Raw genomic sequence first — 23,464 nt, forward strand, 5'->3', positions numbered from 1 at the left:
ATGTTTTGTCTGTTTTTAATAAAAAAAACTGGGGCCGATATTGTGGGCGTTATTGATGATTTTATTCAGTTTTAGTATGGTTTTTACTGATAAAGGATTTTGGTTGAGATGAATCTCTGTCTCTTTTGTCATGCCAAAAATGTTTTTTGGCAGTGATTCTAACCAATTGTTTTTTAGATTCAGATACAGAATGGACGTTGGCAGGTTTTTAGGTAATTTGGTTATTTTATTATCATTTAATGAGATGTATTTTATTGAGTGGGGTAAGGCTGCGGATAAACCCTTTAAAACATTCCCACTTAAATCCAGATACACAAGAGAAGAGGGCGTATCGCTAACAAAACCTTCCATCCCGTTATCACTGATATCCAGTTTGGCTATACCGGATGGTAGGTTTCGTGGAAATTCTCTTATGGCATTATTGGATAAGAAAAGTTCGGAGAGTGTCTCTGGAAGGCTGGTGGGCAGTGTGGTTAATCGATTGTCATGTGCGTACAGTTTATGAAGGTTTTTGGGTAAGTTTTCAGGCAACCAACGAATTTTGTTCCTGTCTAAATGTAATTCCTTAACGTGCTCAGGAATAAAATCTGGTAACGCACTGAGATTGAGTTTGCTTAAGTTAAGGGAGTCAGCGTTTCTTTTTAAACAATCTTGCATTTTCGTCACTGCAATATCCCTTTCTTCTCCTTCTCCTTGCCGGGCGTCTTTCTCCCAAGCTGACCAACCAGCATGATATTCTTCAGCATTCTGAGGTGATGTTATAGCTTGAGACGAGATGTTTGAATTCGACGTAGAGATCGCTGACGCGGTGTTTATCAAAGATGCTGAATAGGAGTGGTCGTTATTTTTAATAGTGAACATGTTAATTATCTCTTTAAATTCAATTCTTTTTACTATGTTCTCCCACAAAGGGGATGAATGATATCAAATAACAGGAATGATGGTGGCATGGGGCCATACTGCCACTTAACCTGAATAAACCAGACTGGTGCGCTAATACCGTCGGTGTAGCGTTAATTTATCCTGGTAAACTTGCCGTTATGCATAGGCGTTTACTACATTTGCAGTTTATGTGATTAACGGTGAGTGAGGCGTGATGCTTTGGTTAGAACAAGGGTTATATCTACGCATTGAGGAGTTGGACAACGGCCCCCGACCACTACCGCTGCAAAGCGGATTTTCGGTGGGGACGGCGTACCGCGTGTTGGGGTGTTTTAATCCTTCAGAAACCTCAGATGCCTATTACATATTGGCAAACGATCGCGATGAGATATGGTTTATTTGCAATCGGCATGTACGCGTTGTGGTGTTGGACGCATTGCGTAACGATTTCAGGTATCCGTTAGACCTCTCGCTTCACCACTGACGTCGCGCATGGCCGACAGGGCCTTACGCTAATGTGGGGCCAGATGGCACAGGCCATCTGGCAACAACAGGATTAGCGGCTAAACAGGTCGCGACGTTTAGGCTTGAACGGCTGGGCAATCAGCACCAGTACGCCCATCACCAGAAACGCACCGAAAATCACCAGCATCCACTGCGGCATCACCAGTGACAGGAACTGCCATTGACGCTCGGCACAGTCACCGGAAGCGACGAACACGGAGGGCAGCCACTTATCCAGCGGCAGCCATGACGGGAAGCTGACAAAGAAGTCGCAGACGGCAAACGGTGAAGGATGCAGCATGACATTGGTGTGTTCCCAGGCGAGCTTTAACCCTTCGACCGCGCTGTAGATCCACAGAAAAATCGCCGGATACCGCAGCAGCGTCGCGGGAGCGATAGCACCCAGCAACCCGGCTCCCATCACGCCGAACAGTGCGCTGCGCTGGTAAATACAGAGCACACAAGGTTTGAGCAACATAACATGCTGAAAATAAAGCGCGACCAACTCAAAGGCAAACGCCGTCAAAGCCATTAACAGCCAGGCACCGCGCCCACGTGAGCAGCGGTTAAGAAATCGCAACATAACGAATATTCCATGCTAAAAAAAATGATCGATTTGGCGGCAAAGACGGTACAGGCAATGCCGCCATCATTTCACTGAGCAAAACGTAACAATCTATTTATTTGATACTCTTTATCTATCATTTTTACGATTGCCATTTTTGACAAATCGCACGCAACGTTTAAGCGTTGTAACCCGTTCACTATACACGATAGTTGTGCTAAGCGATGCGTCTGTGTTTACAGTTTTGGTAGCGTTATCCATTGCCATTCAGTAAGCAGCTCTGTTGCAGGCACTAACGAGAAGGCAACGCACAGCCAGCCTACCAGCGTCATCACGATCGTATAGGGCAGCGCCATGATGACCATTCTGCCATAAGAAAGTCGAATGAGCGGTGCCAGGGCCGAGGTCAGCAAAAAGAGAAAGGCGGCCTGCCCATTAGGCGTCGCAACCGATGGCAGGTTAGTGCCGGTATTGATCGCGACGGCTAACAGCTCAAACTGCTCCAGTGAGATGCGCCCTTGTTCAAAGGCCTGATGCGCCTCGTTGATATAAATCGAGCCGACGAACACATTATCGGAAATAGAAGAGAGCAGGCCGTTAAACAGATAAAACAGCGTAAGCTGTTGTTGTGCCGAACCCTGAAGCACAAACTGAATCAGCGGTGTGAACAGTTGTTGGTCAATAATGACCGCGACGATGGCGAAGAACACGGTAAGCAGCGCGGTAAAGGGCATTGCATCCTGAAAGGCTTTGCCGATGGCGTGCTCCTCGGTGATGCCGCAAAACGAGGTAACCAGAATAATCACGCTCAGTCCGATTAAACCGACTTCCGCCAGGTGAAACGCCAGCGCGGCAATCAGCCAGATGCCAATAATGCCTTGAATCCACAGCATGGTGCGCTCTTGCGGTGCCCGCTCGGCGCTGGTCTTACGCTCGTAATCCTCCAGCACCTGACGCACGGTGTCGGGCAGCGTGACGCCGTAGCCGCATATTTTTACGCGTTCTACCAGAATGCAGGTGGCGATTCCGCACAGGAATACCGGGATGGTCACCGCAGCCATCCGCAAGAAAAAGCTGGCAAAATCCCAGCCGGCGGTTTTGGCAATGATCAGGTTTTGTGGCTCACCGACCATGGTCATCACACCGCCGAGGGCCGTGCCTACCCCGGCATGCATCAGTAAACTGCGTAGAAATGCGCGAAATTGTTCTAACGTTTGCGCATGCTCAGCGTTGATGTTGGACTCGGCCTGTTGATCCAGCCCGGTGATGTAGCGGTGATAAATATCGTAAAATCCGGTGGCGACGCCAATCACCACGGCGATGACCGTCAAGGCATCAAGAAAGGCCGAGAGAAACGCGGCCGCCAGGCAGAAGGCGAGCGAAAGCACTACCTTGGAACGGATGCGCAATAACAGCCGCGTGAACACAAACAGCAGCAGCGGCTTCATAAAGTAGATGCCCGCAACCATAAACATCAGCAACGTGATGACAGGAATATTGCGAGAAACCTCATGCCAGATCTGATCCGGACTCGTCATGCCGATAAACACCGCTTGCAGAGCTAATAGCCCGCCGGGCTGAAGCGGGTAGCATTTCAAGGCCATCCCCAGGGTAAAAATAAACTCCGCGACCAGCAACCAGCCCGCTAAAAACGGACTGACCCAGAAAAACACCAGAGGATTGAGGATAAGAAAACCCAGCAGGGTTAATTTATACCAGCCGGGGCATGGTCCCAGAAAATTATTGCGCAGTGCGCGCCCTAAAGACATGTCCGTCATTTTTTTCGCTGTTCCCTTATTGTCTAACGGTGTGAAACCCGATTTGCCGTTCACCGACGGTAAACGACCGGGTAAATACTAAGCCCAATGCGGTGACTTTTAAATAAATCAGCGGGTGAAGTGTCACAGTTTCTGTCGGAATTGTGTTTTTGTCTCCCCGCCACGCTATGTGATAGCGGGCTGCTCTGGTATGATGAGTCCGCTTTTATATCGCAACGGAACATCACACACATGGTTATCAAGGCGCAAAGTCCTGCCGGATTCGCGGAAGAATATATTATCGAAAGCATTTGGAATAATCGTTTTCCTCCCGGTTCTATCTTACCTGCGGAACGTGAATTATCGGAACTGATCGGGGTAACCCGTACCACGTTACGCGAGGTGTTACAGCGCCTGGCACGTGATGGCTGGCTGACGATTCAGCACGGTAAACCCACGAAAATCAATAATTTTTGGGAAACTTCCGGGCTGAATATCCTGGAAACGCTGGCGCGGCTCGATCACGACAGCGTGCCGCAACTGATTGATAATCTGCTGGCCGTGCGCACCAACATTGCCGCAATCTTTATTCGTACTGCCCTGCGTCAACATCCTGATAAGAGTCAGGAAGTATTAATACAGCGGGGAAGTGTCGAAGACAACGCCGATGCATTTGCACAACTGGATTATGCAATTTTCCGTGGATTGGCGTTTGTTTCAGGTAACCCGATTTATGGGTTGATTCTCAACGGGCTGAAAGGGCTCTATATGCGGGTTGGGCGTTACTACTTCTCTAACCCGGATGCGCGCAAGCTGGCTATTGATTTTTATGCTCGTCTGGAAACCATCGCGAAAGAAGGGTTACACGAGCGTGTAATGGATGCCGTTCGCACCTACGGGAAAGAGAGCGGCGCTATCTGGCACAGTATGCAAAACCAGATCCCGCGCGATATTGCTGAGGTTCGTCGTTAATTAATGCCGTCGCGTGTCGCGCCCTGTGTGAGCGCAACACGCGAGGTTAGCTTCAGTTGACCCCAGGATTGCGTGGTGGACAGCGTTCAACCAGCTCTACACTGCCATCCGCATTCTGTTGCTCCAGATAGACATCAAATCCCCACAGGCGGTGTACGTGTTTCATCACGTCGTGGCTGCTTTTGTCCAGTGGTGCACGATGGTGAGGGACATAGCGCAGCGTCAGCGAGCGATTACCGCGCAGATCCACATTCCAGACCTGAATATTCGGCTCCTGATTGCTGAGGTTGTACTGCGCAGACAGCTCCTGACGGATCATCCGGTAGCCTTCCTCATCGTGGATAGCGGCAATTTCCAGATAATTGTTGTGGTCGTCATCCAGCACGGTAAAAAGCCGGAAATCGCGCATCACCTTGGGTGACAAAAACTGGCTGATAAAGCTTTCATCCTTGAAGTTCTGCATGGCGAAATGCAGGGTTTCCAGCCAGTCCTTGCCAGCAATATCAGGGAACCAGTGGTGGTCCTCTTCCGTCGGCGTTTGGCAAATACGCTTGATATCCTGGAACATGGCGAACCCGAGTGCGTAGGGGTTAATGCCATTGTAGTAAGGGCTGTTGTACGGCGGCTGATAGACCACATTGGTGTGGCTGTGCAGGAACTCCATCATAAACCGCTCGGTCACTTTCCCTTCATCGTAGAGATGATTGAGAATGGTGTAGTGCCAAAACGTTGCCCAGCCCTCATTCATGACCTGAGTCTGTTTTTGTGGGTAAAAATATTGGCTGACCTTGCGCACAATGCGTAGCACTTCGCGCTGCCAGGGTTCCAGTAACGGCGCGTTCTTCTCCATAAAATAGAGAATATTTTCCTGCGGCTCGCGCGGGAAACGCCGCGTTGCTTCGAACGACACCTCGGGATCGCGGCGTGGCAGGGTGCGCCACAGCTCATTGACCTGACTTTGCAGATACGCCTCACGGCTTTTCTGACGCAGTTTTTCCTCTTCCAGCGAAATTTTTTGCGGGCGCTTGTAGCGATCGACACCGTAATTCATCAGCGCATGGCAGGAATCGAGCAGTTGTTCAACCTCTTCCACACCGTAACGCTCTTCGCATTGTGCGATGTATTGGCGGGCAAAAATCAGGTAGTCAACGATCGAGCTGGCATCGGTCCAACTGCGAAACAAATAGTTACCTTTAAAAAAGGAGTTGTGGCCATAACAGGCGTGCGCAATGACCAACGCTTGCATGGTGATGGTGTTTTCTTCCATCAGATAAGCGATGCAGGGATCGGAGTTGATAACGATCTCATAGGCCAGTCCTTGCTGGCCGTGCTTGTAGCGCTGCTCTGTTTCGATAAACCGCTTACCGAAAGACCAATGGGAATAATTGATGGGCATGCCGATACTCGAATAGGCATCCATCATTTGCTCTGAGGTGATCACCTCGATTTGATGTGGGTAGGTCTCGAGGCGATAGTGCTTCGCCACCCGATCGATTTCCTCGAGGTAAGTTTGTAGCAAATCGAACGTCCAGTCTGGTCCGTCATTCAAACGTGTCTCAGCTTGCGGTACTCGAGTCTTTGTTTTTGTCACCATCAGCGCGCCCCCTACAGTGCCATCCACACGCTTTCGTGCAGACTCTATTAATCGTAGCTCACTCTGATAAAAGTGCCGTGAAAACCGGTGTTTGGCAGATAATATTGCGGCGAAAACAGCAGCATAAAACGGCACTGCACCCGCGTAATAATAGATAAATAGTATGTTAGCCAAGCGTGACAACGGTAAATCCCATGTTACATTAGCTTTTTATTTTGGCTAGTGGCGATTCAGGCAGCATATTGCGCCGCAAACGGCGAGTTATCACGGAGATAAGTCAACATGCGGGTTGTGATTATAGGCAGTGGCGTTATTGGCGTCAGCACGGCGTGGTATCTGTGTCAGGCAGGGCATGATGTCACGGTCATTGACCGACAGCCTGCCGCGGCGCTGGAAACCAGCGCAGGCAACGCCGGACAAATTTCCCCCGGTTATTCAGCGCCTTGGGCCGCACCCGGCATCCCCCTGAAAGCCATCAAATGGTTGTTTCAACGCCATGCACCGTTAGCTATCCGGCCCGATTGTTCCAGCGATCAGTTACGTTGGATGTGGCAGATGCTGATGAACTGCGATTCGGCACACTATCAGGTCAATAAGGCGCGTATGGTGCGGTTGGCAGAATACAGCCGCGACTGTTTGCAGGCACTGCGCGCACGCACGTCGATTCAGTACGAAGGACGCCAGGGCGGGACGCTGCAACTGTTTCGCAGCGAGCAGCAGTATGACAATGCCAGCCGGGACATTGCAGTACTGCGCGAGGCTGGCGTGCCGTACCAGTTGCTGACGTCGCAGGAACTGGCGACGGTAGAGCCTGCGCTCGCTGCGGTGGCGCATAAGCTGAGCGGCGGGCTGCGCTTGCCCCATGATGAGACCGGCGACTGCCAACTGTTTACTCAGCGTCTGGCTGAAATGGCGCAGGCGGCAGGTGTGACTTTTCGTTTTGGCGAATCCGTAGAGCAGTTGCAGGTGGCTGGCGGCCGCGTCACTGAGGTGCGTTGTCATGGGCAAACCGTAACCGCAGATGCCTATGTGGTGGCCTGTGGTTCTTACTCGACGGCGCTGGTTCGTCAGTGGATGCACCTGCCAGTCTATCCCCTGAAGGGCTACTCGTTAACGCTGCCGCTTGCCAACGAAGCCGCTGCACCGGTTTCAACGGTGCTCGATGAGACGTACAAGGTGGCCGTGACGCGCTTTGATCGCCGTATCCGCGTTGGGGGTATGGCGGAAATCGTTGGCTTTGACACGACGCTGAATCCTAAACGCCGTGAAACGTTGGAAATGGTGGTTCGCGATCTTTATCCTGACGCCGGACCGGTAGATCAGGCGACGTTCTGGACCGGGCTGCGCCCGATGACGCCGGACGGCACGCCGCTGGTAGGGCGCTCACCGCTCGCCAATCTTTATCTCAATACCGGACATGGAACCTTAGGCTGGACGATGGCGTGCGGTTCAGGACAGTTGTTAGCGGATATCATTTCTGGCAACACGCCCGACATTGCCCATGACGATTTGTCGATCTTTCGTTACGCCAGCGTGTAAATCCATCGGTTTATCGAGCACGATCGCAGCGCGTGCTGCGATCAACTGAGCGCTGTAATCGTGCCGCGCGCCTTTGCGCTTAAACGCTGGGCGCGCAGCGCCAACAGCGTGGCGCACAGCATGGAAAGTGCCAGTGTGCTCTGCGGCGTAAGGGGCAGCGCCATTACCCCCAGTCCGACGCACGCGCCACCGGCCATTTGCACGAATCCCACCAGCGCCGATGCCGTGCCCGCTTCATTCGCATAAGGTTCCAACGCATAGCTGGTGGCGGGGCCAATGGCAAACGCCAGGCCAGCAAACGCTACCACGACCGGTGCCATAAAGATCCACCAACGCGCCTGTAGCGCCTCGGGCAACCAGAGAATAATGGCGCACAGTAACAAAAAGCCGCTGCCAATCAATATCACGCTGAGCCTCAGGCAAGCGGGTCGGCCAATTTTCACGATCGCGCGCGTTGCCAGCAGGCTCATCGCCATCACCCAAAAGCCGTTTGCGCCGAACACCAGCGAGAACTGTAACGGTGACAACCCGCCGTGTACCATCAATACCACGGATGCCATCGACAGATAGGTCAGGGCCATCCCCATAATGCCAGCATTACAGCCAGCAAAGCCGATAAAGCGCGGTGTGAAAAGGATTCTGGCGTATTGCTTGATGGGCAAACCCGGCAGGCGCAGGGTGTCTGCCGGGCGGGTTTCTGGCAGATAGCGCAGGGTCAGCAATAGGACTACGCTGGCATACAGCGTCAAAAACCAGAAGCAGGCGCGCCAACCGAATGCGGCGGACAGCAAGCCGCCAAAAAACGGGGCCAGCGCGGGCACGATATTCAGCGTACCGTTAAGAAAGCCGAAAGTGCGTGCGGCATCATCACCGTTCAACCGGTCACGCACGCCGCTAAACACCACCACGGCGGTGCAACACACGGCAACGCTTTGCAGTATGCGGGAGGCGATAAACACCGAGCCATTGGTCGCCAGCGCCGCCGTGATGGCACCCACGATGTAAATCACGATCCCGATCAGTGCCATCGGGCGGCGTCCTACGCGGTCAACCAGCGGGCCAGCCACCAGTTGTCCCCATCCCATTATCATGATAAACAATGAAATGGTTGATTGAATGGTCGCGTTATCGCTGCCTAGACCCTGCGAAATGGCCGGGATCACTGGAAGGTAAAGATCGATGGCTAATGGGCCGAGCAGCACCAGCATAAATAACAACAGCACAAATTTTTGTATGGTCATGGCAAGGTGAATTCCGTTCCCTGGCAAGTGAATGAATAACGTGGTGCTTGCCTTTGGTCATCGTCAGGAAAGGCGGGTTGCATAACCACACTGTAGCGAATGGTACGACACAACGGGCGTGCTTTACCACGCCAGAAGCGTTTTTTGCTGTTTTGCTGCACGCAACTGACGGGCGCTTCGATATGATATAAGTGACATTGTCACTTTGTGCTTTTCACGCCATTAGCCATTTGTCCCAATGAGACCGCCAACATTGCCAGCAGCATCAGCGTGGCAACAGGGGCCAGCACCGCCCACGGCGCGCGCTCAATATAAGGCATGCCTTCAGCAACAATCCGGCCCCATTCAGGGTACGGCGGCTGTTGTCCCAACCCGAGAAAACCTAATGCGGTCAGTGCCAGTGTGATACCGGGAAAACGCACTAAGGCGTGTCGGGTCACGGGGCCAATCAGTGCTGGCAGCACATAGCCCGTAAAGCGATGCCAACGCCCGATCCCCAGCAGTGGGGTGATGCGCACATAAGGGCGCGCCAGGATCTCTTCAACCAGCGCGGCAGTATGCGCCGCCAGCGGTGCCCAACTGACCAGCATCACCGCCAGTGCTGCGCCATAGGTAGACGGCCCGGTCAGCGTGACGACGATAAGGCCCGCCATCATCGGCGGCAGCGCATTGGCTATCTCCATCGGACCAATAAACAGCCGTGGGAATAGTCCAAACACAATACCGAGAAGCAAACAGGCAGCGCTGACGCCGGTAGCGGTGATCAGCGTGGCAAACGCGCCATGCGCCACGCGTGCCAGCAGATCGCGTCCGGTGGCATCTGCGCCTAACGGTAGCGCGAGGCTGGGGGGTTGCAAGCGAAGAAAATCGGATGCCAGCGGATCGCGAGTTAGTCCGACGGCGATCAGCAGTGCCAATATCAGCGCAATCGCTATCGGGAAGGCATAATGCGGTCGCCTCATTGGACTGATGGTGGGGGCGGGCAACGATCCGCTGCGCAGCGCACGTCCCAGTATCAGTTGGCGTAGCAGGTTGCCAAGGGTACCGCTTACCGTGGCAATCAACAGCAACAGCAGGACACCGCATTGCAGGGCGGGCAGATCCTGTGCGGCTGAGGCCCCGAGCGTGGCGCGGCCCAAGCCGGGAATGGCAAAAATCTTTTCTACGGCCACTGCGCCACCCGTCAGCCCTACGGTGATAAAGCCAATCTGTGGCAGTAGCGCAGGCAGCGCGCGCCGCAGAACCGCGATGGCGCAATCAAACTGGCTGATGCCCGCCACGCGCCAGGTGATAAGCCACGGTTCGGCAAAGGTGCTGCGCAGCGCATCCGCCAGCAAGCGCGCCAGTAATCCTCCGGCGGGCAGCCCTAACGACAGCGCAGGCAGCACCAAATGCTGTACACCGTGCCAGCCATAAGGCGGAAACAGCGGTAGCCAGACCGCCCCCACCATCAGCAACAGCGATGCCAGCAAATATTCTGGCAGGGTGGTGAACGCCATCGCCCATGCCCCGTGGCTGCTATCCGCCTTGCCGCGCAGTCCGTTACGCAGCGTGGAAACACACAGCAGCGTGGCAACCAGTATTGCCAAGGTTAACGCTGCGCCCATCAGCGTCAGCGATACGCCTGCTGCGTCTACCATGGCGGGCAATACCGGCTTGCCCGAGATCCAGGAGTGCCCGGCATCGCCCTGCAATATACCGCGCCACCACTGCCACAGCAGCGCTAGCGGGCCTTGATCGAGGCCCAGTTGACTGCGAATGGCCTGCAATGCTTCTGGCGTTGCTTCTTGTTCGGCGGATTTGGCGCGCAGCACGCTGAGTGCCGGGTCGCTGCCGGAAAGCCATGGCAATAGGCCAATGAGCGCGATGACCGCAAAGGCGCTCAGGGCACGGGATACCAGCGGGGCGATAACCGCCCCGATGCGCAAGGGAGAAACCATCATGGTTGATGCATCTGTCCGTTGATGTGCGTTTGTGGCGTAACCAGTATCCGTTCACGCGGATCGCGTGCTGCCTGACGTACACCGGTTGCCTCGCCCTGAATAACCCGTTCGTGCAGCAAGGGGATCGCTGCATCCGTGGCGAGAATACGCTGTTCCGCTACCATGATGGCTTTACGCCGCGCGTCTCCGGCGGGAATAGCGGCAGCGGCGAGCAGCGCTTCATCAACAGCGGGATCGCACAGCTGTGACAGGTTAAACGACCCTTTGCAACTGAAATCGCTGTACAGGTAAGCCACCGGATCGCCGGAATCCAGCACCGTGGCGCGCGACAGGATAAAGGCATCGAACTTTCCGGCTAAGGCATCGGCTTCGATCTGGGCATATTCACGCACTTCCTGCTGAACGGTAAAACCGGCCGCGGTTAACTGTTGTGCCAGATAAACGGCGACTTCTGGCAGCTCTGCGCGATCGCTGAAGGTGGCCAGTTTGATAACCTCTCCCTGCGGGTGGCGAGCCGGTGTCGGGTGGTCTACTGCGTGGCGCAACGGTCCAGCCCAACGCAGCGCCGGGCCGAGCAAGCCGCTGGCGATATCCGCACGATTCTCATACACGTTCTTGACCAGCACCTCGCGCTGAACGGCGTCGCGCACGGCGGCGCGCAGTCCGGCATCACGCAGCGGGCCGACGCGGGTGTTGAGATAAAGGGTATTGGTGCGCGGCATCGGCACCTCATGGATCAGCGCCGGATCGATCAAGGGAGCCTGCGCAACCGGCACGGCTTCCACAATATCCGCGCTGCCGCTACGCAGTGCGGCGGCACGGGCAGTGCCGTCTGGAACGAAATCAACGTCAATCCCTGCCGCCTGCGCAGGTGTGCCCCAGTAGCCATCAAAGCGCTCAAGGGTGGCGTGGCTGGTGCCCTGAACAGCGGTTAACACAAAGGGGCCACTGCCGTGGCGAATCGGATCAACGCGGCCTTGCTGATAGGCATTGGGTGAAAGGATCGCCAGTTGTGGGCTGGAGAGCCGTTGCGGCAGCAGGGGATCGGGGGTTGCGGTCGTTACGCGCACCGCGTTGTCGCCGTCAGCGCGAATGTGTAGCGTAACGCCATCCAGAATACGCGGCTTGGGTGCGGCCTGCGTTGCCGCCGTCAGCGCATTGACCACGGCGGCGGGCGTCAAGGGTTCACCGTCGTGGAAGCGCACATCGGGACGCAGCGTGAAACGCCAACTGGTGTCATCCACTGGCTGCCAGGCCATTGCCAGCGCCGGTTGTGCGTCACCATTCTCATCCAGCACGATCAGCGTTTCGCTGGTGCTCCAGCGCGAAAGTTTGAAGGCATCGTCGCTGAGCGGGGTCAGGCCCGCACGAGGCGGTTGCAGCATCGCGATGCGAATACGATCGCTGGCGGCTTGCGGCGCGGTTTTCTCTTCGCTGCCAAAGCAGCCAGTCAGCCCGGCACTGCCAACGGCCAGCAGTAACGGAAAAATTCGGCGATAGACTAACGACATAACAGCGTCCTTTCAGGGAAAAAATTAGCAATAACAATCAGGGAGTGTCGGGATGGCGGCCAGCAGCGCCCGCGTATGCGGATGGGCTGGCGTGGAGAGCAGTGCGCTACGCGGCCTGTCCTCAACAATCTGGCCCTCATGCATAACCAATACGCGTTGGCACAGCGCCGCCACGGCGGAGATATCATGGGAGACCAACAGCATTCCCATGTCATACTGCTGGGCGAGTTGAGTAAATAACGCCGTTATCTGCTCGCGTAACGGCAAATCCAAACCGCTCACCGGTTCATCGGCAATCAGGAAGGCCGGGCGCAAGGCCAGAGCGCGAGCAATGGCGACCCGCTGCGCTTGCCCACCGGAGAGTGTTGCCACCCGCCGATGCAACAGTGATGCTGGCAACGCGACATCGTCGAGGGCGCGTTGCAATACCGACATCGACGCTGCGCCGTGGCCTAAAAAATGCAGTGGCTCGGCAATCGACTGCGCCACGGTTTTATTGGGCGCCAGCGTGGAAGCCGGATCTTGGGGAACATACTGTACCAACTGGCGATACCAGCGCAGTGCTGCGGTGGAAGCCGGAACAACGGCACGGCCCTGACAGCTCACGCTTCCTGAATCCGGCGTTTCTAACCCCAGCAGAATCTTCAGTAGCGTTGATTTTCCAGCACCCGAAGCCCCCACTAATCCGACATGCTCACCCTTATTAAGTGACAATGTCACGTTATTGATAACGCACTGATAGCGCGTGGCGTGCCAGAAGCGCGTGCCCGGCAGCGGATATTGCTGGGTTACCTGACGCAATGCCAGGAAAGGCGGCGTCGTGGCCGCGTGCAAGGTAGAAGCGCACATCTTATTTCACCCCGCCAACGCCAGCGCGTGCTGAGGTAGACGATGACGTTGCTGACGTGCAGCAGTCACCAGCGCCGCGGTGTAAGGATGTTGCGGGTGACGCACTATCTCATCGATAGTGCCTTGCTCAACGATCTTGCCATCGGACAAAATCAATGCCCGCTGGCAGAGCGCTGCGGCCACGGCGATATCATGGGTGATAAACAGCAAGGCGCGTCCTGGCGCACGGGTGGTATAGGTTTCCAGCGCCTGTAGTACCTGCGCCTGGGTGATGACGTCCAGCGCGGTGGTGGGTTCATCTGCAATCAACAATGCGCTCTGACTGGCGAGCGCCAGAGCGATACAGACGCGCTGACGTTGTCCGCCAGAAAGTTCACCGGGATAGCGATGCGCGATGTGCTCCGGCTGAGAAAATCCGGTGGTAGCCAGTAACGCAATCGCCGCTTCCCACGCGGCGCGTGCGGATAGGGCGCGGTTAGCGCGTAGCGCCAGTACCAACTGTTTACCGACGCCAATCAGCGGATGTAACGCCGCCGAGCTATCTTGGAAAATGGCGGCAGTGCGCGATTGCCGTGCTTGATCCGCAGAAGAGAGCGGCAGCCCGTCGTGTCGGTAAAAACGGATGGCACCGCTTACCCGTTCTCCCGCTTGCGATAAACCTAACAGGGCGCGCGCCGTAAGCGATTTTCCTGAACCCGAAGCGCCAAGCAGTGCAACACGCTCGCCGGGATGCAGCGAAAAGCTGAGGTTGTCGAGTTTGGTGATGCCATCAAGGGTGAGAGTGAGGTTGTCAACGGTCAGCAACGCCATGCAGGAGGATCCCTGTGGTACAGTAAAGATACGTTATAATGTATCATATGATATAATATAACGTAACATTTAGTGTGAGGGAATACAGCTTAAAAAGGCGTAACCTCGCTGTCGGCCAGGGTATGGATGTGCTCCAGCACTTTTGCCATGCTGCGATTAATCACTTTATCCTGCCGCATCACGATGCCCAGCGTGCGATGTAATCTCGGTTCCAGCGGATATACACTCAGGCCCGCCTTATCGGCAGGCGTCATGACCGACATGCTGGGCACAATGCTGTAACCTAACCCCGCGCTGACCATCCTTTTAATGGCTTCAATGCTCCCTAACGCCATGATCGGATTTGTTGCCTTACCTTCTGCGTGAAGCCAGTCATCAATCAGTTGCCGGGTATGGCTCCCGGTTTCGAAGGCAATCAGGGACTGCTCTGCAAACGCTTTCGGCGTGAGTGCCCGGATGTCACCCGTGCTGTCTGCCTGAGCGATCGCAACAAATTCATCTTTGATGACCGGCGTAACACTCAGGCTTCGGCCACTCACGGGCAGCGTAACCAATCCCAGATCGATACTGTTTTCTTCCACGGCTCTGACAATGTGTTGCGTATTGCCGGTCCTGACGCCGATAGACAAACGCGGATACGCTTTCTGGAGCTGGCATAGCAGCGTCGGGAGTAAATGAATGCAGGCTGTCGCGCCGGTACCCAACATTACGGTTCCGCTGATGTCCTGTTGGTGTTGTGCCACTGCATGCAGGGCGGCGTTAACGGCATTTTCAATGTGGTCACAGTGATCGAGCAGCGCCAGCCCTGCGGCCGTCGGGCGAACACCCCGTCCGGTGCGCTCAATCAAACGCACGTGCAGCGCCTGTTCTAATTGCCGGATTTGCAGGCTGACTGCGGGCTGTGAAATACCCAATACTGTTGCTGCTGAGGTAAAACTTCCTCGTTGTATCACGAGTTTATAGGTGACCAGTTGGTCGAGGTTAAACTGCGCCATCCCTCATTTCCCTTATGCAGGTTATAAGCGTAGGTGGGTATCAGCCTTGGCTGATTTCACGTAGCCTGTGATCGGTTTTTTTTGGGAGTAAAACCGTGGACATTATTGCAGCAGAACCACAACACATTAGCGCTATCCAGAAAATTTATGCCTATCACGTCATCCATGGCACCGCATCGTTTGAAACAGAGCCACCGGATATAAACGAGATGCACGCCAGATTGAAGAAAAACCACGACGCCGGCCTGCCCTGGTTTGTCGCCATCAAAAACGGTCGCCTGACTGGGTATTGCTATCTGTCACGCTACCGTGAGCGTCTGGCCTACCAGTATACGCTTGAAGATTCGATCTATGTTGATCCGCAATGCCAACAACAGGGCGTGGGAAAAGCACTGCTCGCCCATGCCATTGAGTGGGCGGAGCAACACGGCTTTCGTCAACTGATTGCGGTAGTGGGCAACAGTGAAAACGAGGGATCGCTGCATTTACACCGTCAGGCCGGTTTCTCGCTGGTAGGAACGCTGGCAAGCGTAGGGTTAAAACACGGGCGCTGGCTGGACACGGTGATGCTGCAACGTGCACTGGGCGCAGGGGATTCAACCTTGCCTGAGACCACGCCGCGGTTTGACGCGAATTGACACGGGTTTAGTGTCCGCCAGCGCGAAGGCTGGCGGAAGGTGAGACGATTAGCCGTGAACGGTTTGTTTGCGGAACAATTCGCGAAATACCGGATAAATATCATCCTGATCGCGAATATGCTGCATGGCAAAATTGGGGTAGGTATCACGCAGCGCTTCATACTCGCGCCACAAGGTTTGGTGTGAGCGACGCGTAATTTCGATGTAGCTGTAGTAACGCACAAAAGGCAACAGTTGGTTAGCCAGAATATCGTGACACAGCGGTGAGTCATCGGCCCAGTTATCGCCATCGGAGGCTTGTGCCGCATAAATGTTCCACTGTGACGGGTTATAGCGCGCTTTAACCACTTCCTCCATCAATTTCAATGCGCTGGACACAATGGTGCCGCCGGTCTCCTGAGAGTAGAAAAACTCCTGTTCATCCACTTCTTTGGCTTGGGTATGATGGCGAATATAAACCACATCCACGTTCTTATAATTCCGACTCAAAAACAGATAGAGCAGAATATAAAAGCGTTTCGCCATGTCCTTGGTGGACTGATCCATCGAGCCGGAAACGTCCATCAGGCAAAACATCACGGCCTGACTGGATGGTTCGGGCCGGCGTTCATAGTTCTTGAAACGCAGGTCGAAGGTATCGATAAAGGGCACGCGCGCAATCTTCTCGCGCAGCGCCGCAATCTCATGGCGCAACCGATCCTCTTCGAGCAATTGTGCAGGCTCGGTGTGTTCAAGCTCTGTCAGATCTTCCTCAAGTTGGTGCAGTTCACGCCGTTTACCTGCCGTCATTGCCATACGTCGCGCCAGTGAATTTTGCAGCGAACGCACCACGCTGATGTTAGCGGGCACACCGTTGGCGGTATAACCCGCACGGTGCGTTTTGTACTCGTTCATTTGATGCTGCTGGGTCTTTTTCAGATTAGGCAGCGCCAGATCTTCGAACAGCAGATCGAGGTATTCATCCTTGGAGATTTGAAACACGAACTCGTCCTGGCCATCGCCATCTTTACTGGCGTTGCCCTGACCGCCACCGCTGCCGCCACCTCCTTGTGGCCGCTCGATGCGATCGTTGGTAACAAAGTGGTCGTTGCCAGGGTGGACGCGATGCCGCTTCCCGCCGCGTCCTTGGTGGAACATCGGTTCGCTGATGTCGCCCTGAGGGATCGATACAGACTCCCCGCTGTCTATGTCGGTTACCGAACGCTTGTTGATGGCCTCGGAAATCGACTGTTTTATTTGCGACTTGTAGCGGCGTAAAAAGCGCTGGCGGTTCACCAGGCTTTTGTTCTTGCCGTTCAGCCGTCGATCAATGAAATAGGCCATGATTCCCCCGCATGACGTCGTCAAGCTGCCCGTACGTTATGATGATTTCCTGACACGCAGATACCATTCGCACAGCAAGCGCACCTGCTTGCGGGTGTAGCCTTTCTCCATCATGCGATCGACAAAGTCGTCATGTTTTTTCTGCTCATCGGTCGAGGTTTTGGTGTTGAACGAAATCACCGGCAACAGCTCTTCCGTATTGGAGAACATCTTCTTCTCAATGACGGTGCGCAGTTTCTCATAACTGGTCCAGTTCGGGTTGTGACCACTGTGGCTGGCACGGGCACGCAGCACAAAATTGACGATTTCGTTACGGAAATCTTTGGGATTGCTGATGCCCGCCGGTTTCTCGATTTTCTCCAGTTCGGCATTCAGCGATTCCCTGTCGAACAGTTGCCCGGTGTCCGGATCGCGGTACTCCTGATCCTGAATCCAGAAATCCGCATAGGTGACATAGCGATCGAAAATGTTCTGCCCGTACTCGGAGTAAGACTCCAGGTAGGCGGTCTGAATCTCTTTGCCGATAAATTCGGCGTATTTGGGGATCAGATAGCCTTTCAGGTGCTCGACGTATTTTTCCGCCAGTTCTTGCGGGAACTGCTCACGTTCGACCTGCTGCTCCAGCACGTAGAACAGGTGTACCGGGTTAGCCGCGACTTCGCTGTGATCGAAGTTGAACACGCGCGAGAGGATCTTGAAGGCGAAACGGGTGGACAAACCGCTCATGCCTTCATCGATGCCCGCGTAATCACGGTACTCCTGATAGGATTTGGCCTTGGGATCGGTATCCTTCAGGCTTTCCCCATCGTAGACGCGCATTTTGGAGTGGATGCTGGAGTTTTCTGGCTCCTTAAGGCGCGACAGGATAGAGAAGCGTGCCAACGTTTCCAGCGTGCCGGGCGCGCAAGGGGCGTGCGACAGTTCGCTGTGATCGAGCAGTTTTTCGTAGATCTTCACCTCTTCGGAGACGCGCAGGCAGTAGGGCACCTTGACGATGTAAACGCGGTCCAAAAAGGCTTCGTTGTTTTTGTTATTACGGAATTGCACCCATTCCGATTCGTTGGAGTGGGCCAGAATGATGCCGTTAAACGGCAGGGCGGCAATGCCCTCCGTGCCGTTATAGTTGCCTTCCTGTGTGGCGGTCAGCAGAGGATGAAGCACCTTGATAGGCGCTTTGAACATCTCGACAAACTCCATGATGCCCTGGTTGGCACGGCACAGCGCACCGGAATAGCCATAGGCATCAGGATCGTTTTGGGCAAAATGCTCCAGCTTACGGATGTCCACTTTCCCGACCAGTGCAGAGATATCCTGATTGTTTTCGTCACCCGGTTCGGTTTTGGCGATCGCGACTTGTGCCAGAATGGAAGGCCACACCTTAATCACTTTGAACTTGGTGATGTCACCGCCGAAATCGCGCAGGCGTTTGGCCGCCCAGGGGGACATGATGGTGCCGAGATAACGGCGTGGCACCGCATACTCTTTTTCGAGAATATCGGCATCTTCCTGCGGGTTGAACAGGCACAGCGGATGGTCGTTGACCGGACTACGCTCGCCGTTGGCACTCAGCACATAAATCGGCACGCGTTGCATCAAGGCTTTCAGGCGCTCAGCCAGCGACGATTTCCCGCCGCCCACCGGACCGAGCAGATACAGGATCTGTTTCTTCTCTTCCAGCCCTTGCGCGGCGTGTTTCAGGTAAGCGACGATCTGCTCTATGGCATCTTCCATGCCGTAGAACTCTTCAAAGGCCGGATAGCGCGCAATCACCCGATTAGAGAATAAACGGGAAAGGCGAGATTCATGGGCAGTGTCCACCATCACGGGTTCGCCGATCGCCATTAACAATCGTTCGGCGGCACTCGCATAGGCACTGCGATCCTGCTGACAGATGTTAAGAAATTCCTGCAACGTGAATTCTTCGTCCTTGGCAGCGTCATAACGCTGACGGTAATGATCAAATATGTTCATAGCGATGCCCGTCCTTCGTCGATTAGCACAGATTTAGAGAGCCTGTTAAATAATGTGCGGCGTTATTTATGCGGCCATAGATGTGTAGCCCTCTGGCAGATGATTTCTCTGAATACAGCAACCCTTATGCCATATTCGCAGCAGTGCGGATGTTATTACACTGACAAGGCGCGTTTTCCTTAACCCACACCCGGCGAGGTGGAAAGGCAGGGGCAACGCGCTTATGCTGACCTGCGAACTCAGGAACATTCATCTCCCTGTCATTAAGCGTAGTTGGCATCTGCAAAATTTCCTCATTGGTAAAAACATCTTTTTAAGATATTTCAATAACTCACTCAGCGAAGTATGCCGCTACAATGGCGGTAGCCACTGGGCATTCGTGCCTCTGGCTCATTTGGAGCGACGATAGGTGCGGCATGTGGTTTAATGCCATGCGATTTGCACATTTAACGATTATGATTGATATGAGCGAAATACGATTTTGATAATTCATATCAGTAATGGGAATAATAACGTTATGAAAAAATCATCTGTGATTTATACCTCTTTGCTGTTGGCAGGGTCGCTGGCGGCAACAACGGCGGTTGCGGCGGACTTCTCACTGGGGGCCGGGGTATTAGGTTCCATCAGCCCTTATCGCGGGGGCGATAACGCGCTGTATCCGGTGCCAATGGTGACCTATGAAAGTGACAACTTTTATTTTCGCGGGCTGGGCGGGGGTTATTACCTGTGGAACGATGGTCAAAACCGCCTGTCGGTGACGGCACTCTATTCTCCGTTAGGTTTTAAACCGAGTGATAACGACGACGCGCAAATGAAGCAGCTGGATAAGCGCCGTGGCACGCTGATGGCAGGTCTGGCCTATTCTCACTCCGCGTCCTGGGGGATCCTGCGCACCTCTCTCGTGGCGGATACCTTGGGCTATAGCGACGGTTATCTGTGGGACAACACCTACCTGTATCGCTTCGAACTGGGTGACTGGTCATTGACGCCGGGCGTCGGTGTCACCTGGAGCAGCGAAAGACTCAACCGCTATTACTTTGGTGTCAGCGGCAAAGAGGCATCGCGCTCAGGGTTGGGGGCTTACAGCCCGGACGGTGACTGGTCGCCGTACGCCGAGTTGAGCACCAACTACCGTATTAACGATAGCTGGAGCGCATGGGCCACCGGACGCTATGTGCGTCTGGCGGACGAAGTGAAAGAGAGCCCGATGGTCGATCGCAGCTATACCATGGTGTTTGGCGCGGGTGTGAGCTATCGCTTCTAACGCCTGATGCGCTAAGACAGGGCGGGTGCCGCACAATAATGGGGTGATTTCACCCCATTTGCACGTTTTGGGGGCGCTGCGGCTCAGCGATGATGTTCAACGGGATGCAAGGAGGATAGCGATGACAACCCGACAGATTCGATTTCCTGACGGTTCAAGTCTGCCCGCTATCGGGCAGGGCACGTGGTTTATGGGAGAAGCGGCCAGTGAGAAAGCGCGTGAAATAAAGGCCTTGCAGGCCGGGCTCGATCTCGGGCTCCGGCTTATTGATACCGCAGAAATGTACGCCGATGGGAGAGCAGAGAGCGTGGTGGGTGCCGCACTGTGCGGACGGCGCGACGAGGCGTTTCTGGTCTCCAAAGTCTATCCCCACAATGCGGGTGGCACGCGCGCGATTGAAGCCTGTGAGCGCAGCTTGAAACGCCTGCAAACCGATGTGCTGGATTTATACCTGCTGCACTGGCGCGGCGGTATCCCATTGGAAGAGACCATCAACGCGATGGAAGCGCTGCAACAGGCGGGCAAGATTCGTCAGTGGGGCGTATCCAATCTGGATGTGGAGGACATGAACGAACTCTGGTCCTTGTCGGGCGGTGAGCACTGCATGACCAATCAGGTGCTTTATCACGTTGCCTCGCGCGGCATTGAGTTTGATCTGCTGCCCTGGTGTCAGGCGCGTGCGATGCCAGTGATGGCCTACTGTCCGTTAGCGCAAGCGGGTACGCTGCGCCGCAATCTGTTTTCTCACCCGGTGGTTACGCGCATGGCAGACAAATACCAGATAACGCCCGCACAAATCATGCTGGCATGGGTATTGCGACAACCCGGCGTGGTGGCCATTCCGAAAGCGAGTTCGGTGGCCCACGTTGAAGAAAACGCGCGCGCGCTCACGCTGGTATTGGATAGTGGTGATATCGCTGCGCTGGATGCCGCTTTTCCCGCACCGACAAGTAAACAACCGTTGGATGTTGTGTAGCGGGATAGGGCGATGAGAGATGACTGGGCTCACACTACGCGGTTAGCGCCGCCCGCAGGCCTGCGAGCGGCGGTTTTGGGTTTATCGCTATAAACCCGTGCCGTTGATCAACGTTTTACGCTAATCACCGTGGTCAAACGCGCAGGTGCGGCTGGCGTGGCAACAAACGGCTGGGTCACGCGTGCGGTTTCCACGCAGACAAAGGTCTTGTAACCGTCATCCGGCATGTCGGCGATGGTTTTAGACAGTTCCGCCGCCGGGTTCCAGGCAACCGCATCGCTGTGGTGCGTGTGGTGCACGTCGATAGTGCGTTTCAGCGTCGGGTCCACGATGCTGCTCACTGCTTGCGGATGGGTATAGATGCGATCGGTGCGCTCAGTGAACGTCAGATCGCCACCTTGCGTCGTCAACTTGCCTTGATTGACCTTATCGATAAAGGTATCGCCCAAACCGCTGACGCGGATATGGTCGATGTCACCAATCTGGAAGTAGGTGTGCAGGGCGCTGGTGATGCTGTAATCGCCTTGCGCTTCTAACTCGATAGTGCAGGTTTTGCCGAGCTTGTAGCGCGCGGTCAGCGTGAAAGCGTGCGGCCAGCTTGCCAACGTCTCTGGCGTATCGCGCAGGGTGAAGGTCAACTCAACGCCGTCAGCATCTTCACGGTGCGCGGTGAATTCCCATGGCAGCAGACGGGCAAAACCGTGGTTAGGTTCTGCAAACGGACCAAACCACGGGAAGCAGATCGGCACACCGCCACGAATGGCGACACCTTCAGCGAACGGCGAGTTGTCACTCAACCACAGGACTGGCGTTTCACCTTGCGGCTGCCAGTGCAGCAGATGCGCACCTTGCAGCGTGACGGCAGCGCGTACCTGCGGATGGTCAACGACAATAACCGGCAGTTGGTCGATCTGGCGTTGACTGAGCGTGGACGAAATTTCAGATTTGATGGGAAGTGAAAAAATTTTATCGTTCATGATGTTACCTTGTTTTATTTGTATTTCGTGTTGCATCATGGCGGAACGCAGCTAATAAAAAGGGCGACATTACGTCGCCCCTTGCATCGCTTATCGCACCGTCGCCTTATTTGGAGATGTGGGCGATCAGGTCCAGTACTTTGTTGGAGTAGCCGGTTTCGTTGTCATACCAGGAAACCAGTTTCACAAAGTTGTCGTTCAGCGCGATACCGGCTTTGGCATCGAACACAGACGTCAGAATTTCGCCGTTGAAATCGGTGGAAACCACGTCATCTTCAACATAACCCAGAACGCCTTTCAGCTCGCCTTCAGCAGCGGCTTTGATGGCTTTCTTGATTTCTTCGTAAGTGGCTGCTTTTTCCAGACGAACAGTCAGGTCAACCACAGAAACGTTCGGGGTAGGAACGCGGAACGCCATACCGGTCAGTTTGCCGTTCAGTTCTGGCAGAACTTTACCTACAGCCTTGGCTGCGCCCGTAGAGGACGGGATGATGTTCTGGGATGCGCCGCGGCCGCCGCGCCAGTCTTTGTGAGACGGGCCATCAACGGTTTTCTGGGTAGCGGTGGTGGCGTGAACAGTGGTCATCAGACCTTCGATGATGCCGAAGTTGTCGTTGATCACTTTTGCCAGCGGTGCCAGGCAGTTAGTGGTGCAAGATGCGTTGGAAACGATATCTTGTCCGGCATATTTGTCAAAGTTGGCACCACGAACGAACATCGGGGTGTTGTCTTTGGACGGGCCAGTCAGAACCACTTTTTTCGCGCCAGCGGTGATGTGCTTACGTGCAGTTTCGTCAGTCAGGAAGATACCGGTCGCTTCTGCAACCACTTCAACGCCAACTTCGTCCCACTTCAGGTTAGCCGGATCTCTTTCTGCGGTAACGCGGATTTTTTTGCCGTTAACAATCAGCTGACCGTCTTTCACTTCAACGGTGCCGTCAAAACGGCCGTGAGTTGAGTCGTATTTCAGCATGTAAGCCATGTAGTCAGCGTCCAACAGGTCGTTGATTGCAACGATCTCGATGTCAGAACGATTCTGAGCAGCACGGAAAACAATACGGCCGATGCGGCCAAAACCGTTGATACCTACTTTGATAGTCATATATTCCACCAGCTATGGTTTGTGAATAATGGTTAGTGAATAAAGGTT

Annotated in this window: 20 protein-coding genes; 6 read left to right on the top strand and 14 right to left on the bottom strand. The window is 54.6% G+C overall.

Annotation, left to right across the window (positions count from 1 at the left end; translation table 11 throughout):
* Positions 1–15: 15 nt before the first annotated feature.
* Entirely contained in the window at positions 16–861 is an 846-nt protein-coding gene (locus tag J5067_RS03870; RefSeq protein WP_264628343.1) for a leucine-rich repeat domain-containing protein, read from the bottom strand.
* Positions 862–1,096: 235 nt separating this feature from the next.
* On the opposite strand from J5067_RS03870, the gene J5067_RS03875 reads away from it, so the two are divergent.
* Positions 1,097–1,366: a hypothetical protein gene (locus tag J5067_RS03875; protein ID WP_264642590.1), complete on the top strand. Its 270-nt coding sequence runs from the start codon at positions 1,097–1,099 to the stop codon at positions 1,364–1,366.
* Positions 1,367–1,438: 72 nt separating this feature from the next.
* Here the strand turns inward: J5067_RS03875 and dsbB are convergent, their stop codons facing one another.
* Both dsbB and nhaB read right to left on the bottom strand, forming a co-directional pair.
* Positions 1,439–1,969: a disulfide bond formation protein DsbB gene (gene dsbB, locus J5067_RS03880; RefSeq protein ID WP_264642591.1), complete on the bottom strand. Its 531-nt coding sequence runs from the start codon at positions 1,967–1,969 to the stop codon at positions 1,439–1,441.
* Positions 1,970–2,187: 218 nt separating this feature from the next.
* A complete protein-coding gene (gene nhaB, locus J5067_RS03885; protein WP_264650469.1) occupies positions 2,188–3,729 on the bottom strand; it encodes a sodium/proton antiporter NhaB in 1,542 nt (513 codons plus the stop codon).
* Between the two features lie 231 nt (positions 3,730–3,960).
* Here nhaB and fadR point away from each other — a divergent pair, with 231 nt between their 5' ends.
* Positions 3,961–4,680 (top strand): fatty acid metabolism transcriptional regulator FadR, encoded by a 720-nt coding sequence (gene fadR, locus J5067_RS03890; RefSeq protein WP_264650470.1) that lies wholly within the window; start codon positions 3,961–3,963, stop codon positions 4,678–4,680.
* A gap of 52 nt (positions 4,681–4,732) precedes the next feature.
* On the opposite strand, the gene J5067_RS03895 is transcribed toward fadR, so the two are convergent.
* Complete coding sequence (locus J5067_RS03895; RefSeq protein WP_264642594.1) at positions 4,733–6,274, bottom strand: SpoVR family protein; 1,542 nt, start codon at positions 6,272–6,274, stop codon at positions 4,733–4,735.
* A 282-nt stretch (positions 6,275–6,556) separates the two neighbouring features.
* Between J5067_RS03895 and J5067_RS03900 the strand changes: the two genes are divergently transcribed.
* A complete protein-coding gene (locus J5067_RS03900; RefSeq protein WP_264650471.1) occupies positions 6,557–7,813 on the top strand; it encodes a D-amino acid dehydrogenase in 1,257 nt (418 codons plus the stop codon).
* A gap of 41 nt (positions 7,814–7,854) precedes the next feature.
* On the opposite strand, the gene J5067_RS03905 is transcribed toward J5067_RS03900, so the two are convergent.
* The 6 genes from J5067_RS03905 to J5067_RS03930 all read right to left on the bottom strand — a co-directional run bounded on the left by J5067_RS03905 (position 7,855) and on the right by J5067_RS03930 (position 15,162).
* A complete protein-coding gene (locus tag J5067_RS03905) occupies positions 7,855–9,048 on the bottom strand; it encodes a multidrug effflux MFS transporter (protein ID WP_264650841.1) in 1,194 nt (397 codons plus the stop codon).
* Between the two features lie 206 nt (positions 9,049–9,254).
* Positions 9,255–10,997 carry an ABC transporter permease subunit gene (locus J5067_RS03910; protein ID WP_264650472.1) on the bottom strand — a complete coding sequence of 581 codons (1,743 nt, stop codon included), beginning with the start codon at positions 10,995–10,997 and terminating at the stop codon, positions 9,255–9,257.
* Positions 10,994–12,508 carry an ABC transporter substrate-binding protein gene (locus J5067_RS03915; RefSeq protein ID WP_264650473.1) on the bottom strand — a complete coding sequence of 505 codons (1,515 nt, stop codon included), beginning with the start codon at positions 12,506–12,508 and terminating at the stop codon, positions 10,994–10,996. The genes J5067_RS03910 and J5067_RS03915 overlap by 4 nt, the downstream gene beginning before the upstream one ends.
* A gap of 24 nt (positions 12,509–12,532) precedes the next feature.
* Positions 12,533–13,357 (bottom strand): ABC transporter ATP-binding protein, encoded by an 825-nt coding sequence (locus J5067_RS03920; protein WP_264650474.1) that lies wholly within the window; start codon positions 13,355–13,357, stop codon positions 12,533–12,535.
* A gap of 6 nt (positions 13,358–13,363) precedes the next feature.
* Complete coding sequence (locus tag J5067_RS03925) at positions 13,364–14,167, bottom strand: ABC transporter ATP-binding protein (RefSeq protein ID WP_264650475.1); 804 nt, start codon at positions 14,165–14,167, stop codon at positions 13,364–13,366.
* A gap of 89 nt (positions 14,168–14,256) precedes the next feature.
* Positions 14,257–15,162 (bottom strand): LysR family transcriptional regulator, encoded by a 906-nt coding sequence (locus tag J5067_RS03930; RefSeq protein WP_264650476.1) that lies wholly within the window; start codon positions 15,160–15,162, stop codon positions 14,257–14,259.
* Positions 15,163–15,257: 95 nt separating this feature from the next.
* Here J5067_RS03930 and J5067_RS03935 point away from each other — a divergent pair, with 95 nt between their 5' ends.
* Complete coding sequence (locus tag J5067_RS03935; protein ID WP_264650477.1) at positions 15,258–15,800, top strand: GNAT family N-acetyltransferase; 543 nt, start codon at positions 15,258–15,260, stop codon at positions 15,798–15,800.
* A gap of 48 nt (positions 15,801–15,848) precedes the next feature.
* On the opposite strand, the gene J5067_RS03940 is transcribed toward J5067_RS03935, so the two are convergent.
* Positions 15,849–17,123 carry a YeaH/YhbH family protein gene (locus J5067_RS03940; protein ID WP_264650478.1) on the bottom strand — a complete coding sequence of 425 codons (1,275 nt, stop codon included), beginning with the start codon at positions 17,121–17,123 and terminating at the stop codon, positions 15,849–15,851.
* Positions 17,124–17,159: 36 nt separating this feature from the next.
* A complete protein-coding gene (locus J5067_RS03945; RefSeq protein WP_264642604.1) occupies positions 17,160–19,094 on the bottom strand; it encodes a PrkA family serine protein kinase in 1,935 nt (644 codons plus the stop codon).
* A gap of 517 nt (positions 19,095–19,611) precedes the next feature.
* Here J5067_RS03945 and J5067_RS03950 point away from each other — a divergent pair.
* Both J5067_RS03950 and J5067_RS03955 read left to right on the top strand, forming a co-directional pair.
* A complete protein-coding gene (locus tag J5067_RS03950; RefSeq protein WP_264642605.1) occupies positions 19,612–20,361 on the top strand; it encodes a MipA/OmpV family protein in 750 nt (249 codons plus the stop codon).
* Positions 20,362–20,482: 121 nt separating this feature from the next.
* Positions 20,483–21,337, top strand: coding sequence for an aldo/keto reductase (locus J5067_RS03955; protein WP_264650479.1), 855 nt, complete (start codon positions 20,483–20,485; stop codon positions 21,335–21,337).
* Between the two features lie 107 nt (positions 21,338–21,444).
* Here J5067_RS03955 and J5067_RS03960 read toward each other — a convergent pair whose 3' ends face one another.
* A complete protein-coding gene (locus J5067_RS03960; RefSeq protein WP_264642607.1) occupies positions 21,445–22,314 on the bottom strand; it encodes a D-hexose-6-phosphate mutarotase in 870 nt (289 codons plus the stop codon).
* A gap of 106 nt (positions 22,315–22,420) precedes the next feature.
* The gene (gene gapA, locus J5067_RS03965; RefSeq protein ID WP_264650480.1) at positions 22,421–23,416 is read right to left on the bottom strand and encodes a glyceraldehyde-3-phosphate dehydrogenase; all 996 of its coding nucleotides are present in this window, start codon (positions 23,414–23,416) and stop codon (positions 22,421–22,423) included.
* Positions 23,417–23,464: the final 48 nt, after the last annotated feature.

The organism is Candidatus Symbiopectobacterium sp. NZEC151, assembly GCF_025962655.1.
Lineage (GTDB): Bacteria > Pseudomonadota > Gammaproteobacteria > Enterobacterales > Enterobacteriaceae > Symbiopectobacterium.

Coding starts and splice junctions, on each gene's coding strand:
- J5067_RS03870 (WP_264628343.1), bottom strand. CDS start 861: ATGTTCACTATTAAAAATAACGACCACTCCTATTCAGCATCTTTGATA.
- J5067_RS03875 (WP_264642590.1), top strand. CDS start 1,097: ATGCTTTGGTTAGAACAAGGGTTATATCTACGCATTGAGGAGTTGGAC.
- dsbB (WP_264642591.1), bottom strand. CDS start 1,969: ATGTTGCGATTTCTTAACCGCTGCTCACGTGGGCGCGGTGCCTGGCTG.
- nhaB (WP_264650469.1), bottom strand. CDS start 3,729: ATGACGGACATGTCTTTAGGGCGCGCACTGCGCAATAATTTTCTGGGA.
- fadR (WP_264650470.1), top strand. CDS start 3,961: ATGGTTATCAAGGCGCAAAGTCCTGCCGGATTCGCGGAAGAATATATT.
- J5067_RS03895 (WP_264642594.1), bottom strand. CDS start 6,274: ATGGTGACAAAAACAAAGACTCGAGTACCGCAAGCTGAGACACGTTTG.
- J5067_RS03900 (WP_264650471.1), top strand. CDS start 6,557: ATGCGGGTTGTGATTATAGGCAGTGGCGTTATTGGCGTCAGCACGGCG.
- J5067_RS03910 (WP_264650472.1), bottom strand. CDS start 10,997: ATGATGGTTTCTCCCTTGCGCATCGGGGCGGTTATCGCCCCGCTGGTA.
- J5067_RS03915 (WP_264650473.1), bottom strand. CDS start 12,508: ATGTCGTTAGTCTATCGCCGAATTTTTCCGTTACTGCTGGCCGTTGGC.
- J5067_RS03920 (WP_264650474.1), bottom strand. CDS start 13,357: ATGTGCGCTTCTACCTTGCACGCGGCCACGACGCCGCCTTTCCTGGCA.
- J5067_RS03925 (WP_264650475.1), bottom strand. CDS start 14,167: ATGGCGTTGCTGACCGTTGACAACCTCACTCTCACCCTTGATGGCATC.
- J5067_RS03930 (WP_264650476.1), bottom strand. CDS start 15,162: ATGGCGCAGTTTAACCTCGACCAACTGGTCACCTATAAACTCGTGATA.
- J5067_RS03940 (WP_264650478.1), bottom strand. CDS start 17,123: ATGGCCTATTTCATTGATCGACGGCTGAACGGCAAGAACAAAAGCCTG.
- J5067_RS03945 (WP_264642604.1), bottom strand. CDS start 19,094: ATGAACATATTTGATCATTACCGTCAGCGTTATGACGCTGCCAAGGAC.
- J5067_RS03950 (WP_264642605.1), top strand. CDS start 19,612: ATGAAAAAATCATCTGTGATTTATACCTCTTTGCTGTTGGCAGGGTCG.
- J5067_RS03955 (WP_264650479.1), top strand. CDS start 20,483: ATGACAACCCGACAGATTCGATTTCCTGACGGTTCAAGTCTGCCCGCT.
- J5067_RS03960 (WP_264642607.1), bottom strand. CDS start 22,314: ATGAACGATAAAATTTTTTCACTTCCCATCAAATCTGAAATTTCGTCC.
- gapA (WP_264650480.1), bottom strand. CDS start 23,416: ATGACTATCAAAGTAGGTATCAACGGTTTTGGCCGCATCGGCCGTATT.